This window comes from Sporosarcina cascadiensis (assembly GCF_009650995.1).
Lineage (GTDB): Bacteria > Bacillota > Bacilli > Bacillales_A > Planococcaceae > Sporosarcina > Sporosarcina cascadiensis.
This window is the reverse complement of record NZ_WHVV01000011.1, coordinates 64,679-78,372: the sequence shown is the minus strand read 5'-3', so window position 1 is coordinate 78,372 and position 13,694 is coordinate 64,679. Positions and strand designations below refer to the sequence as shown.

Sequence of the window (13,694 nt, the reverse complement as noted above, 5' to 3'; positions counted from 1 at the left end):
ATTGCATGAACACCATAACCAGTGTAAAAGAAACAGACAGCATGCTCATACTGCTATCCAAATAAAAAGTCCTGAAAAACCAGCCAGTGTACCGGAGCGGAAGATGGCGACTCCGGGAGGATCAGCCCGATAGGATGAGACAATTAAAGGGAGCGGAGCGAAAATAGCGTTCAGAAGTTACAATGTATTGCCTTAATTTTTGCAAAGAGCGCAAAAATACGGCCAAGCGAACCCTTCGCTGTTCGCTTGGCTCACCGAGGGCCCTCCGGAAAGCGTCCATCTGAAGCGCAGGGAAACAGCATCCTTCCACTTACCACATCTGAAAATCCGACACCAAAACTACAAAACTTTCAGTATTCGGTTGCGCCACTATTGTTTTATCAGTATAATGAATGAAATACTGAATGGTTACTCATTCATTACTTAGGAGATGAAACGATGAATTTAGTTACTAGCGTACACCAGACAGCTCAGACAAAACCCGATAAAGCCGCCTATCACTTCATGGGCAAAGACACGACCTATGCAGAATTCGACATGCAAGTTTCGATGTTTGCTTCCTCACTGAAAAACTTAGGAGTCAATGAAGGGGACAAAGTGGCCTTTTTATTAGGAAACACGCCCCATTACCTAATCTCCCTTTACTCAACCATGCGCATCGGAGCGACTGCTGTGCCGATTAACCCGCTGTATACACCTGATGAAATCTCCTTCATTTTGGAAAACAGTGATGCCAAAGCAGTCATTGCGATCGATCAGCTATTGCCGCTGGTAGAAGTGGCAAGCCAGGCTTTCCCTACAATTGAACACTATATAGTCTGCGAAATGAGCCCGGATGCAGGCGAGAAAATTCAAGCACTGCCCGATTCCGTTAAGACAAAAGTGAAACCGTTTATATTTCTGATGAAAAATGCAACTCCTTTGACAGAGATGTTTGAAGCTGATGAAGATGAAACCGCTATCATTTTATACACATCCGGAACTACCGGACATCCGAAAGGCGCAATGCTGACACACAAGAACATTTACTCTAATGCGCGTGACGTCGGCAACTATCTGGGATTCGATGAAAGTGATAAAATTGTTGCGACTCTGCCTTTATTCCACGTATTCGCATTGACAGTAGTAGCGAACGCACCGTTAGTAAAAGGCGCAACCATTTTACTTGAGCCGCGTTTCAGCCCGGGGGAAATCTTCCAATTGATCCGCGAGCAGAAAGCGACAGTCTTTGCCGGCGTGCCTACAATGTACAATTTCCTGTACCAATTCCCGGAAGGCAAGACAGAAGACTTCGAAACGATTCGTTTGTCGATTTCCGGGGGATCCTCACTGCCCGTTTCATTGCTTCATGAGTTTGAAGAAAAATTCCAAGTCCGCGTTTCGGAAGGCTATGGACTATCGGAAGCGTCGCCGGTTACATGCTTCAACCCGCTGGACCGTGACCGTGTACCGGGATCCATCGGAATGAATATCATGAATGTTGAAAACAGAGTCGTCGATGAAAACGGCGAGGAAGTTGCTGACAATGAAGTCGGCGAATTGATTGTCCGCGGACCAAACGTCATGAAGGGCTATTATAAGCTGCCGGAAGAAACGGCAGTCGCAATCCGTGACGGCTGGCTGTACACAGGCGATCTTGCACGGCGCGATGAAAACGGTTACTTTTATATCGTAGACCGCAAAAAAGATATGGTCATCGTAGGAGGCTTCAATGTGTATCCGCGTGAAGTGGAAGAGGTATTGTTCAGCCACCGCGATATTATCGAAGCAGCTGTTATTGGTGTGCCGGATGTGAACTTTGGTGAAGAGGTACAGGCTTATGTTGTGCTGAAAGAAGGTTCTGAAGCGACAGAAGAATCGCTGCAGGCATTCTGTGCAAAGCGTCTGGTGAAGTACAAGGTGCCGAAGTCCATTGAGTTCCTTGATGAACTGCCTAAAAATACGACAGGAAAAATCCTTCGCCGTTCATTGAAAGATCAGGTGAAACATTAAGGCTCCTAGACAAAACTTATACTTAAGAGTTGATTCCATTAAAGGTAGTAAGCGGGAAGATACCGTTTCCCTGCGTTCCAGGCGGACGCGTGTCTTGCGGGCCCGCGGTGAGCCAAGCGAACAGCGAAGGGTTCGCTTTGCCGTATTTTTGCGCTCTTTGCAGAAATTAAGGCAGTGATGCGTGTTCTTCGCCAATAGGCTCATAGCGCAAGGCAATCCCCCAGCGCCGCAGCGTGTTTAAACTGCACGAAACGTCTATTTTCTATATGCAAAAGAGCGAGTGCCTGTTTGATGTGCACCCGCTCTTTTTTTGTTCTGTCGTATCTTGTAATTTTGTGCAAAATAACCGATAGTAAAGAGAAAAAGCTAGCGAGGGGATGATGGCGTTGAATGTGCAGAAGAAATTTATCGTGATTTTCACGTTAATGATGATACTGATTCTGGGAATGAGTGCGACAGGAATATTCAGCACCTATAAATTAAATCAGAATACGACGACGATCAATAAAGAAATTATACCGAAAAAAGAGCAGATCGGGCAATTGAATTTGCAGGTTCAGCAAGTAATGGCGCAAGCGCAGCGGCATATTTTATCCGAAAAAGAAGAATTCAAAAAGAAGTACTCGGAAGATATTGTAGCGGAGCGCGTAGAAATTGAAGAGGAACTGCAAATCTACGATCAGCTTTTGATGGCGCCTGCTGAAAATGCGTTATTTCAGCAGGTGGAAGAAGAGTGGGGCATATTCTACAGTCAAATTGAAGAAATTTTGCGTCTGAGCAATACGGGGAATGAAGACGAAGCGGTCGTGCAGTCTTATGATGCCATTTTGACAATTTCATCCATCGAAGAACAGCTTGCCGAACTCGCAACGCTGCACGAAAAAGAACTGCAGTCAATCGAACAGCAGGGCGATCAGCTTTACACAACGCTGATTTGGATATTGCTTGCCGGCACATTGCTGGCTATACTTATTTCATTAGTCGGAATCCGCTATTTGCTGCGGACCATTAAAACGCCGATTGTTCAGCTGTCGGATCAGGTGGCACTGATGGCGCAGGGGGATTTGACGGTTCCCGCAGTACAGGTGCAGTCGGATGATGAAATTGGGAAACTGACAGTGCATTTCAATGATATGACGAAAAGTCTGCATTCACTGGTTACGGATCTGCATCGGCATGTGGAAACATTGGCTGAAAACTCGATTCAGTTTGCGGAAAGTGCCAATCAAACGTCTGCGGCGTCCGATCAGATCACCGATTCGATCATCGACGTCTCGCATAATGCGACCGAGCAAATGAATGACGCGAAGAAGAGCAGTCAGATTGTCGATGAAATCGCTGCAAATATCGGGCAGACCGTCCACAGCATCCAGCGGGTTTCCGCGTTGTCGATTGAAACGGCAGATATCACGCAGCGTGGAATGGAAATGATGGATTCTACGGTTCAAAAGATGGATGACATCCAGCAGTCGACAGAGCAGACAGGGCAGGTCGTTCATTCATTGCAGAATAAATCGGCGGAAATCGGCAAAATTGTCGCGCTGATCACTGGCATTGCAGAGCAGACTAATCTTCTGGCTTTGAACGCGGCAATCGAGGCGGCGCGGGCAGGGGAGCACGGCAAAGGGTTTGCGGTCGTGGCGGATGAAGTGCGGAACCTTGCATCCAGTTCCGGAAAAGCAGCGGAAGATATCACACTTTTAATTGAAGAAATTCAGCGCGAAGTCGGCGGGGCCATGAACGCGATGGATACGTCCTCCGCATTCGTGCAGGACGGCATCACGATGATTAATGAGTCCGGAGACAACTTCCGTCAAATTTCGAATCAAATCCGGGAAGTTTCGCAGCAGTCTGTTGAAATCGCGAGCCTGAGCGAAGAAATTCATCAGGCGATTCAGCAGGTGAAAGCATTGTCGGATGACGCGGCGCATATGTCGGAGAAAATGGAAGACAGCGCGCAGGATATCGTGGCGGCGGCTGAAGAGCAGAATGCGTCGATGGCGGAAATGTCGCATACGTCAAATGTGCTGAGTGATATGGCGGAAAAACTGCAGAAAATGATTGCGGTGTTTAAGATTTAATTGGATGAATGAGCGTTTGATGGAGGGGTATGATCACTTGGCCCGGTGTTATGATCACGCGCAGGCGGGCTATGAGCGGACATCAGGTGAGTATGATCACACGTGCAGATGTAATGATCACGCCAGGGAGTTCAATGATCATCCGGCAAAAAAGTACAGAGTCAGCCCGGGAATCATGGCTTCCCGGGCTTTTGCGCACGCTCTTAATTGCCAAACCCCGCGTAAACTTGTTATGGTTTAGAAGCGTATACTGTAGATAAAACCTCATATAAAGGCAGGAGTGATGGAATGGAAAAACGGTCCGTAATACTGGAGGATTTATTCGAAACAAAATCGGTGACGAGTCCTGTGCTCGCGCCGAATCAAAAAGAAGCGGTGTTCCTCGTGACGCAAGTGAATAAAGAGGACAATGACTATCGTTCCGCAATCCACCACATCGATTTGCAGACGAATGATGTGACGCAGTGGACATTCGGCAAGCAGCAAGTGAGTGCGCCGAAATGGTCTGCGGACGGCAAGATGCTCGCATTTCTTTCCGATCGTACGGAGAAAAATCAGCTGTACGTCATGCAGGCGGCGGGCGGGGAAGCGAGGCAGCTGACTGATTGCAAAAATGGCGTCGATTCATTCGAATGGTCGCCTTGCGGACAGAAAATCTGGTTCAGCGGCCGTGTGAAGACGGGCGAGACATTTGCTTCGACGGAAGAAGAAAAAGACGAACTGCCGCAGCCTGTCCGTGTGACGAAAATGAACTATAAAACAGACGGCATAGGTGTGTTGCCGCAAGAGGAGTTTTCGCAGATTGGCTTCATTGATATCGCAACGAACAGTGTTTCGAATTTCACCACAGCGCCATTTGACCATTCATTAGAAGCGGTGTCACATGACGGCCAACAGCTGGTCATCAGCGTCAACCGGAATGAAAATGTGGATTATGATTTCAGTTTGCCGCTGCTGATCGTGGATATTGAAAGCAGGGAAGAAACGCTGCTGGCCGATGAGCAAGGTTTTTTCGGCGATGTCCATTTTTCAAAAGACGACCGGTATATTGCGTACGTCGGCAGCGATCTGACCTATAAAAACTTTACGCAGCCGGATGTCTTCATTTATGACCAATCAAACGGCAGCACGATGAACTTGACGGCAGGAATCGATGCGCCGGTCGGGGATCACGCGGCAGCCGACCATTTGCAGCAGGCTTCTGCGCCGGGTGTGGTCTGGACCGATGACGAGCAGCTTTATTTCCAGTTATCTGTCATGGGGGATGTGCGGTTATACGCGGCAACTCTGGACGGGGCCATGTATCCGGCGACAGGCGAAGACGAGCATGTGCATGGCTATGACGTGGCGGCGAACGGTGAATTCGCGCTGATTGCGGTCAGCACGGCGACGAATCCGGGTGAATTGTATAAACAGACCATTGCGACGGGTGAACGGCAAGTGCTGACTTCATTCAATGAAAATTGGCTGAAAAAAGTACAGCCTGTTGAGCCGCAAGCGGTGCAGTTTACAAATAATGGCGAGGACGTGCATGGATGGCTGCTGAAACCGGCAGACTATGAAGAAGGTAAACAGTATCCGCTGATTCTCGAAATCCACGGTGGTCCGCATGTGATGTTCGGCCATACGTATTACCATGAACTGCAGGTGCTCGCCGGCAGCGGTTATGGCGTACTGTACATGAATCCCCGCGGCAGCCACGGCTACAGCCAGGCTCATGTCGACGGCGTGCGCGGCGACTATGGCGGCGGTGATTATGAGGATTTGATGGCTGGCGTGGACGCAGTCCTTGCGAATGAAAAGTGGATCGACGAAACGCGGCTCGGCGTGGCGGGCGGCAGTTACGGCGGCTTCATGACGAACTGGATTGTCGGTCGGACGAATCGTTTCAAAGCGGCGGTCACCCAGCGGTCCATCAGCAACTGGATCAGCTTTTTCGGCGTGTCGGACATCGGTTATTTTTTCACGGACTGGCAGCTCGATGCAGATATGAACGATCCCGAAAAGTTATGGAAACATTCGCCGCTGAAATATGCCGGAAATATCGAAACGCCTCTATTGATTCTTCATTCGGAAAAGGATTTCCGCTGTCCGATCGAGCAGGCGGAGCAGTTGTATATTACGCTGAAAAGTTTAGGCAAAGAGACGGAATTCGTCCGTTTTCCTGAATCTGACCATAATTTGTCAAGGACCGGCAAACCGAATTTACGTGTCGCCAGGTTGGAAGAAATTATTGGGTGGTTTGAACGTTATCTTTGAGGTAAGATGAAAGAGTAAAAAAACCTGTCGAAACGCATCTGGGCGTTCTGCAGGTCTAAATATAAGAAAAATACTTGAGAAGAGGTTCTGCATGATGGAAGAGGAATTGTTGTACCGTATTGAAAAGGATTTTATTGGAGAAAAGAAAGTGCCGCAAAACGCTTATTATGGAATTCAGACACTGCGCGCTGCTGAAAACTTTCCGATTACCGGCTACCGCATCAACAGCGATTTGATCCGTGCGATTTCGATCGTGAAAAAATCAGCTGCACAGGCCAACCGCGATATCGGCCAGCTGGATGGAAATCTCGCAGAAGCGATTATCCAGGCGTCCGAAGAAGTGATGAACGGCGGGCTGCGTGATCAGTTTCTAGTCGATCCGATTCAAGGCGGTGCAGGTACATCCGTCAATATGAATGCAAATGAAGTCATCGCAAACCGGGCGCTTGAAATTCTCGGCCACGCGAAGGGTTCTTACGACATTATCAGTCCAAACTCGCACGTCAATATGGCGCAGTCGACAAACGATGCGTTCCCGACAGCGATCCACATCGCGACACTCGTCAAAGTGGATAAACTGATCGGTGTGATGGAATCACTCCATAAGACGTTCCTGAAAAAATCAATCGAATTTCAGTCCGTTTTGAAAATGGGGCGCACACATTTGCAGGACGCGGTTCCGATCCGTCTCGGTCAGGAATTCGAAGCCTATGCAATGGTGCTTCGCCGCGATATCGAACGCATCCGTGTGTCACGCGTCTACTTATACGAAATCAATATGGGTGCGACAGCCGTCGGTACTGGTTTGAACGCGGACCCGTTATACATTGAAAAGGTGGCAGAATACTTATCCGAAAACAGCGGATTCGAATTAAAATCGTCCACTCACTTAGTCGATGCAACGCAAAATACCGACTCTTACGTACAAGTATCGGCTGCGCTCCGCGGCACGATGCTGAACCAGTCTAAAATCTGTAACGACCTGCGTCTGATGGCGTCAGGCCCGCGCACTGGTTTATCAGAGATTTCATTGCCGGCAAGACAGCCTGGATCTTCCATTATGCCGGGTAAAGTGAATCCGGTTATGGCCGAAGTCATGAACCAGGTCGCGTTCCAAGTAGTCGGAAACGATACGACGATCGCGCTTGCTTCAGAAGCCGGCCAGTTCGAATTAAACGTCATGGAGCCGGTGCTGGTGTTTAATTTGCTGCAGTCATTGAAAATTATGACGAATGTATTTGAAGTATTCCGCGATTATTGCCTGGACGGAATTAAAGCGAATGTGGAGCATTTGGAAGAGTATGTCGAGAAGAGCATCGGCGTCATCACGGCGATCAATCCGCACGTCGGCTATGAAGTGGCGTCGCAGATTGCAAAAGAAGCTCTGCTGACAAATAAGTCGATCCGTGAGCTGTGTATTGAGAGAAAAGTACTGACGGAAGAGGAGCTAGATCTGATCCTGCATCCGTTCGAAATGACGAAGCCTGGAATTTCAGGTAAAGATTTACTAAAGAAAAAGATTATTTTGTCGAAATAATAAGTAGTGCAAAGAAAGTTGCTTCGGCGCTTGGGGGATTGCCTTACGCCGCCGTTGCGCCTGCACTGTTCGATTGGCTTAGGCCAGACCCGCAAGAATAGCGTCACATTAACTTCCCATGCAGGTAACGGAGGGAAGTCTGCTAAGGGGTAGAGAATATGAAAGTGCAAAACGTGATGGAGATTGTGGTTCAGGAAGTGCTGAAGGAGTATAAATCTCAGCTGAATATGTCGTGCACATGCGATCACTGCATGAGCGACGTGCTGGCGATGACGCTCAATAAACTGCCTGCCCAATACATCGTCGACGAAGCAAACAGTGCCTACATACGAGCCGTTCACCAAGCCGACCGCCAAGGTGCCACGGCGATTATGACAAAAGTGGCATGGGCTGCCGGTGTCGTGGGCGCAAACCCGCGGTGCGATAACATGAAAAAACCTTCCAATCAGTAATTGGAAGGTTTTTTCTATGCTTACTTTAAAAGAGAAAGTACATCCTGCAAATTGCTGTTCACTGTCTTAATCAGCAGCTGATCGCCTTTTTGCCGGATATCCTGCTGAACGAAATTCATCATTTCTTCCGCCATATCGGTATCCGCCAGCAATGAAAGCGACTTTGTTAAGTTGCCTTCAAACACTAACGCATTCGTCAGATGGTGTTCAATCGCTTCCATCTCCGACCCGACTTTCGTCAAATGACCGGTAATCGTACCGATCGCTTTGTCGATAGTCGAAATCAGTTTTTCAGCATCTTCGCGTGTCGAAATTGAAGTACCGTCAAGGCCGAGCTTTTTCGTGCTGACATCAATATTGCCGATTGTCATCTGTTGTCCTGGATTCGCACCGACCTGCAGAATCAAAGCTTTGTCTTCGCCAAGAATCTTCTTCGTATTGAACTCGAGTTTGCCGGCTGTGTCGTTGATGGCTTCCTTGATCTGCTCCAATTCGAGACTGCTTGCTTCGCGGTCGGAATCGGTCAGTGTGCCGTTTGCTGCCGACACGGCCATTTCACGCGCACGCTGCAGCAGGTTCGTGACATTATTCAATCCTTCATTCGAAGCTTCGAGCACGGATAGTCCGTCCTGCATATTGCGCTGCGCCTGGGAAAGTCCCCGGATCTGAGCACGCATCGTCTCAGAAATAGCGAGACCGGAAGCATTTTGACTTCCCTTTGCCACTTTTGATCCACTGCCGAGTTTCAGCAGCGTCTTTTCAATGTCCGTCGCATTCCTTTGCGCACGATTCGTCGAAAACGCAATATTTTCAGAGCTGTGTATTCGCATCCCTTCACCCACTTTAGCTTTTTCTTTTAGTGCATCACGCTTTATATCGGTCCGGTTTCTTCAAAATCAATCGAAACGTCCGATAATAAAAGAAAAACATTTGGAGTGAGCCGCATGTACGTAAAACGTGCGATCGAAGTCTATCAGAATACCGCAAGCACCACGACGCCGACCATCGACTTGATCGTCCAGCTGCTCAATGAAATGGGCAGTCTGCTGGCAGATATCCAGGCGGCGACAGAACAGGTCGCAAATCCCGACGTCGCAGAGCCGCTGAAAAAGCTGCAGTACGTGCTGTTCGAACTGATGGGAGTAGTGGATCACCACAGCGAAGAAGGCAAGCGGCTGCTGCTGAATTACGTCGTGATCAATCAAAGCCTGGTCGCTGTGCAATTACATAAGCAGTTTGAGCTGCTGCCGGACATCCGCCGGCAGATCGATCAGCTGGAAGACGCCTGGAGCGAAGCCAGCCACAATCAGCGGAACAAACGATATTCAAATTCATTTTAAGCTGTCCGGCGCGGGTACCGGGCGGCTTTTTTTTGCGTGCGCGCAGAAATAGCTGCTGACCGCGCGAAACGGGTCCTCCGCCGCACCAAAACACCCCGGCCACACGGCACACCGAACCAATCCACCGGCCAAATGATCATACAATGCCCACGCGTGATCATTAACTCCGCACACGTGATCATACATCCGGGCCAGCCGCTCATTCAGCTCCCGCGCGTGATCATACCCGCTGCACAAGTGATCATACACACCGCCCCTATGCTCATAGCCTGTAGAAAACAATTACCTCCCCCTGAACACCGGCTTCCGCTTCTCCGCAAATGCATTCAGCGCTTCCACGCGATCCTCCGTCGGCAAGGTCATTTCATATGCTTTGCGCTCGATCGCGAGCCCCGTCTGCAGATCCACATTCATTCCCTGTTTAATCGCGAATTTCGCCTGCTGCAGCGCAATCGGTCCGTTCGCGAGCAGTGAAGCGACAAATGCATCTGCGACTTCTTCCAATAAATCAGCCGGCGCGCGCTGTGTCAGCAGGCCGTATGCGAATGCTTCTTCCGCATCGAGCCGCCGCGCTGTCAAAATCAGTTCGAGCGCCTTCGCTTCGCCGATCAGCCGCGGCAGCCGCTGCGTTCCGCCGGCTCCCGGAATAATCGCAAGCCCGGTCTCCGTCAAGCCCATCACTGCTTCATTGGCAGCGATCCGGAAATCACAGGCAAGCGCCAATTCCATTCCGCCGCCGAATGCAAAGCCGTTGATCAACGAAATGGTCGGCTGAGGCAGCTGGTCGATCATCGTAAAGACATCGCCAATTTTATTCAGATTCCGGCGTACTTGCGTTTCCGTCAGCAGTTTACGTTCCTTCAAATCGGCTCCGACGCTGAACGCACGATCTCCGCTGCCTGTAATCACAACTGCACGGATATCCGGATCTATTCGAATTCCCTCCACCACCTGCCCAAGCTCCATCAGCAAATTAAAGTTGAAAGCATTCATTGCTTCCGGCCGGTTGAGTGTTATATACGCGACCGAATTTCTTTGTTCGTACTGGATGTCCTGCATAATCAAAACCCCTTTCAAAATAATTCGTCTATTTACACGATAGCATGACAGGGAGCGGCCTGTATATTTAATATTCACAGATGCCAATTGTGGCGATTTCAGGTAGAATAGGGGACAGGAGTTGATCATGTTGAAAACAGTGATTGTGACAGACAGCACGGCCTATGTGCCGGATGATATAAAAGAAGAGCTTGGCATCCACACCATCCCCTTATTAGTGACGATTGACGGCAAGGCATTCAAAGAAGACGTGGATCTGACGACCGGTGCATTCTATGATCTTGTGCGCGGCAAAGGTCCGCTTCCGAAAACTTCCCAGCCGGCGATCGGCGATTTTGAAGCACTGTACGAAAAACTCTCGAAAGACTACGACGCGGTCATTTCCATTCATTTATCGAGCGGCATCAGCGGCACGTATATGGGCGCGGTGCAGGCCGGGGAAATGGTCGGCGATATCGAAGTGCTTCCGTTTGATTCGGAAATTTCGGCGTATCCGCAAGGGTTTTACGTCGTCCGTGCAGCCCAGCTGGCGAATGAAGGCAGACACCCGCATGAGATTATCGAAGAGCTTCATCAAATGAAGAAGACATTGAAAGCGTATTTCATGGTGGACGACCTGTCTCACCTGCAGCGCGGCGGACGGCTTTCAGGCGCGCAGGCACTTGTTGGCGGGCTATTGCAAGTAAAGCCGATCCTGCATTTTGAAGACAAAGTCATCGTGCCGTTCGAGAAGATCCGCACGTCGAAGAAAGCTATGAAACGCATTGCCGATCTGCTGGCGGAAGACGCGAAAGACCAGCTGCTGGATGCGGCGGTCATCCATGCGAACCGTTACGAAGAAGCAGTCGAATGGAAAGAAATCTTGGAGAAAAAACATCCGAACGTCGATTTCACCGTGAGCCATTTCGGTCCGGTCATCGGCACCCACCTCGGCGAAGGGGCGATGGGACTCGGCTGGGTGAAACGGCGCGGAACCTGAGGAGGAACCGTATGGCCGCTAACGAAGAAATCCGGCAATTTTTGGCGGGCCGCATCTGGCTGCGTCAGTTACTGCCGTTTCCGCAAGAGGCGATTGACGAAGCAATACAGCAACGTTCGATACAGCAAATAAAAGGTGTCAAAGTGAAAACAACATGGCACGGTAAGCACTATACATGCAACCGCTGTCTCAATGAAAATCAGATGAGATTCACAGTATTCCAGTGTGCGCAGTGTGAAGCGCCGTGTGCCTATTGCCGCCACTGCCTGAACATGGGGCGTGTGTCCTGCTGTTCGGAATTAGTGATCTGGACGGGAGAGGCACCGCTGTTTCCGACAGAACACCGGATGAACTGGCAAGGCAATCTGACGCCTGCGCAGCAGAAGGCGACAGGTGAACTGCTAGAAAGCACGAAGCAAAGTGTTTCGCATCTGCTGTATGCCGTATGCGGCTCGGGCAAGACGGAAATGCTGTTCCAGCCGATTCACTATCTATTGAAGGAAGGCAAGCGCGTCTGTCTGGCAGCGCCGAGAGTGGATGTTATTCTAGAACTGCTGCCGAGACTGCAGGCGGCTTTTCCGGACACCATTGTGGAAGCGCTGTACGGCGGGGCAGAAGTAGAGCGGTTTGACGCACAGCTCATTCTCGCGACGACGCATCAGCTGTACCGCTTTCACGAAGCATTTGACGCCGTGTTTGTAGACGAAGCGGACGCATTTCCCTATACCGCAGAAGAAACGTTGCAGCAGGCAGTGAGGAAAGCGGCGAAACCAAATTCGCCGATTCATTTCGTCACGGCGACGCCATCTGCTCAGCTGCTTGCGATGAATAAAAAGCAAGGCAATATTTCGCTGCTGGCCCGGCGCTATCATGGACAGCCGCTGCCCGTGCCCCGCCATGAAGCGCTGTGGAATTACGACAAGCAGCTCAAAAAGAAGCGTATTCCGAAGAAACTGCTCGACTGGACGCAAAACTGTCTGAATAACGGGCAGCCGTTCCTTATCTTCTTTCATCAGATCGAACTGATGGAGCTGGCGGAACCGCTGTTTCAGCAGCTGGACGGGAAGATCTGCGCCGTTCACGCAGAGCATGCAGACCGCAAAGAGCGTGTGCAGCTGCTGCGAAAGAAAGAGATTCCGGGCTTGCTGACCACCACGATTCTCGAGCGCGGCATCACGATTCCGAATGTGCAGGTAGCGGTCGTCGGTGCCGAACAGACCATTTTCAATAAAGGCGCGCTCATCCAGATCGGCGGCAGAGTCGGACGGTCGGTGCCTCATACGTCGGGTGATTTCGTGCTGTTCCACCAAGGCGTTACGAGCGCAATGGACGAAGCAAAACGGGAAATCTGCAAGCTCAACAAGACCGAGGTACCGCTATGAACGGCTGCCTGATCTGCGATAAACCGCTTGACGACCAGCCGACCTGGCAGCAGCTGCTCGGCATCGCGAAAACGACTGCCATCTGCCTGCCGTGCCGGAATTCATTTGAACGGATCGACAGCCGGGAAGAAACCGAATGGCTCGATTCTGTTCATTCGCTGTATGCATATAATGAAGCGGCGAGGGAGTTTCTGCATCAATTCAAATTTCTGCAGGACATTGCGCTCGCTGCGGTGTTTGCGGATGATCTCCGGGGTGCACTGAATGATTCGAAAAAAGTCGTCGTGCCGATTCCGATGCATGCGCGGAATAAACGAAAGCGCACGTTCGCGCAAGTCGATGCATTGCTAGATGCGGCAGGCGTGACATACGAAAACTTGCTGCAGAAAACTACGGAATCGGTCATGGGCGAAAAATCCCGTGCGGAACGTCTGGCGATGACTGAATTATTTGCGGTGACTGCCGATATACCCAATAAGGAAGCCATCGTGCTCGTCGATGATATTTTCACGACGGGCACCACGCTGCAGCACGCGGCCCGGACGCTGAAGCTGGCGGGTGCGGCACGTGTAGAAGCGGTGACTTTATTCAGACCTACAGGAAAGAAGTGATC

11 protein-coding genes are annotated in these 13,694 nt (G+C 50.2%); 9 read left to right on the top strand and 2 right to left on the bottom strand.

The features are described from left to right. The first annotated feature begins 438 nt into the window (after window positions 1-438). The 5 genes from GDZ68_RS12700 to GDZ68_RS12680 all read left to right on the top strand — a co-directional run bounded on the left by GDZ68_RS12700 (window position 439) and on the right by GDZ68_RS12680 (window position 8,321). A complete protein-coding gene (locus GDZ68_RS12700) occupies window positions 439-1,992 on the top strand; it encodes a fatty acid--CoA ligase family protein (RefSeq protein WP_153722676.1) in 1,554 nt (517 codons plus the stop codon). A 392-nt stretch (window positions 1,993-2,384) separates the two neighbouring features. Further along, window positions 2,385-4,073 carry a methyl-accepting chemotaxis protein gene (locus tag GDZ68_RS12695; RefSeq protein ID WP_228551098.1) on the top strand — a complete coding sequence of 563 codons (1,689 nt, stop codon included), beginning with the start codon at window positions 2,385-2,387 and terminating at the stop codon, window positions 4,071-4,073. Between the two features lie 288 nt (window positions 4,074-4,361). Beyond that, window positions 4,362-6,332 carry a S9 family peptidase gene (locus GDZ68_RS12690; RefSeq protein WP_153722674.1) on the top strand — a complete coding sequence of 657 codons (1,971 nt, stop codon included), beginning with the start codon at window positions 4,362-4,364 and terminating at the stop codon, window positions 6,330-6,332. 91 nt (window positions 6,333-6,423) lie between these two features. Continuing rightward, entirely contained in the window at window positions 6,424-7,869 is a 1,446-nt protein-coding gene (gene aspA, locus GDZ68_RS12685; RefSeq protein ID WP_153722673.1) for an aspartate ammonia-lyase, read from the top strand. Window positions 7,870-8,027: 158 nt separating this feature from the next. After that, on the top strand, window positions 8,028-8,321 hold the full coding sequence (locus tag GDZ68_RS12680) for a late competence development ComFB family protein (RefSeq protein ID WP_153722672.1): 294 nt from the start codon (window positions 8,028-8,030) through the stop codon (window positions 8,319-8,321). Window positions 8,322-8,341: 20 nt separating this feature from the next. Here GDZ68_RS12680 and GDZ68_RS12675 read toward each other — a convergent pair whose 3' ends face one another. Continuing rightward, a complete protein-coding gene (locus tag GDZ68_RS12675) occupies window positions 8,342-9,151 on the bottom strand; it encodes a flagellin (RefSeq protein ID WP_153722671.1) in 810 nt (269 codons plus the stop codon). Between the two features lie 114 nt (window positions 9,152-9,265). Between GDZ68_RS12675 and GDZ68_RS12670 the strand changes: the two genes are divergently transcribed. Further along, entirely contained in the window at window positions 9,266-9,661 is a 396-nt protein-coding gene (locus tag GDZ68_RS12670) for a flagellar protein FliS (protein ID WP_153722670.1), read from the top strand. Between the two features lie 282 nt (window positions 9,662-9,943). Here GDZ68_RS12670 and GDZ68_RS12665 read toward each other — a convergent pair whose 3' ends face one another. After that, window positions 9,944-10,720, bottom strand: coding sequence for an enoyl-CoA hydratase-related protein (locus GDZ68_RS12665; RefSeq protein WP_153722669.1), 777 nt, complete (start codon window positions 10,718-10,720; stop codon window positions 9,944-9,946). Window positions 10,721-10,850: 130 nt separating this feature from the next. On the opposite strand from GDZ68_RS12665, the gene GDZ68_RS12660 reads away from it, so the two are divergent. From GDZ68_RS12660 to GDZ68_RS12650, 3 genes are read left to right on the top strand one after another with little or no spacing between them, the layout of a single operon-like run. Then, window positions 10,851-11,699, top strand: coding sequence for a DegV family protein (locus tag GDZ68_RS12660; protein WP_153722710.1), 849 nt, complete (start codon window positions 10,851-10,853; stop codon window positions 11,697-11,699). An 11-nt stretch (window positions 11,700-11,710) separates the two neighbouring features. Continuing rightward, window positions 11,711-13,081: a DEAD/DEAH box helicase gene (locus GDZ68_RS12655; RefSeq protein ID WP_194841153.1), complete on the top strand. Its 1,371-nt coding sequence runs from the start codon at window positions 11,711-11,713 to the stop codon at window positions 13,079-13,081. Beyond that, complete coding sequence (locus GDZ68_RS12650) at window positions 13,078-13,692, top strand: ComF family protein (protein WP_153722668.1); 615 nt, start codon at window positions 13,078-13,080, stop codon at window positions 13,690-13,692. The genes GDZ68_RS12655 and GDZ68_RS12650 overlap by 4 nt, the downstream gene beginning before the upstream one ends. Window positions 13,693-13,694 lie beyond the last annotated feature (2 nt).

Excerpts from the sequence above, each read along its gene's own strand:
- GDZ68_RS12700 (WP_153722676.1), top strand. The coding sequence starts at position 439 with ATGAATTTAGTTACTAGCGTACACCAGACAGCTCAGACAAAACCCGAT.
- GDZ68_RS12690 (WP_153722674.1), top strand. The coding sequence starts at position 4,362 with ATGGAAAAACGGTCCGTAATACTGGAGGATTTATTCGAAACAAAATCG.
- aspA (WP_153722673.1), top strand. The coding sequence starts at position 6,424 with ATGATGGAAGAGGAATTGTTGTACCGTATTGAAAAGGATTTTATTGGA.
- GDZ68_RS12680 (WP_153722672.1), top strand. The coding sequence starts at position 8,028 with ATGAAAGTGCAAAACGTGATGGAGATTGTGGTTCAGGAAGTGCTGAAG.
- GDZ68_RS12675 (WP_153722671.1), bottom strand. The coding sequence starts at position 9,151 with ATGCGAATACACAGCTCTGAAAATATTGCGTTTTCGACGAATCGTGCG.
- GDZ68_RS12670 (WP_153722670.1), top strand. The coding sequence starts at position 9,266 with ATGTACGTAAAACGTGCGATCGAAGTCTATCAGAATACCGCAAGCACC.
- GDZ68_RS12665 (WP_153722669.1), bottom strand. The coding sequence starts at position 10,720 with ATGCAGGACATCCAGTACGAACAAAGAAATTCGGTCGCGTATATAACA.
- GDZ68_RS12655 (WP_194841153.1), top strand. The coding sequence starts at position 11,711 with ATGGCCGCTAACGAAGAAATCCGGCAATTTTTGGCGGGCCGCATCTGG.
- GDZ68_RS12650 (WP_153722668.1), top strand. The coding sequence starts at position 13,078 with ATGAACGGCTGCCTGATCTGCGATAAACCGCTTGACGACCAGCCGACC.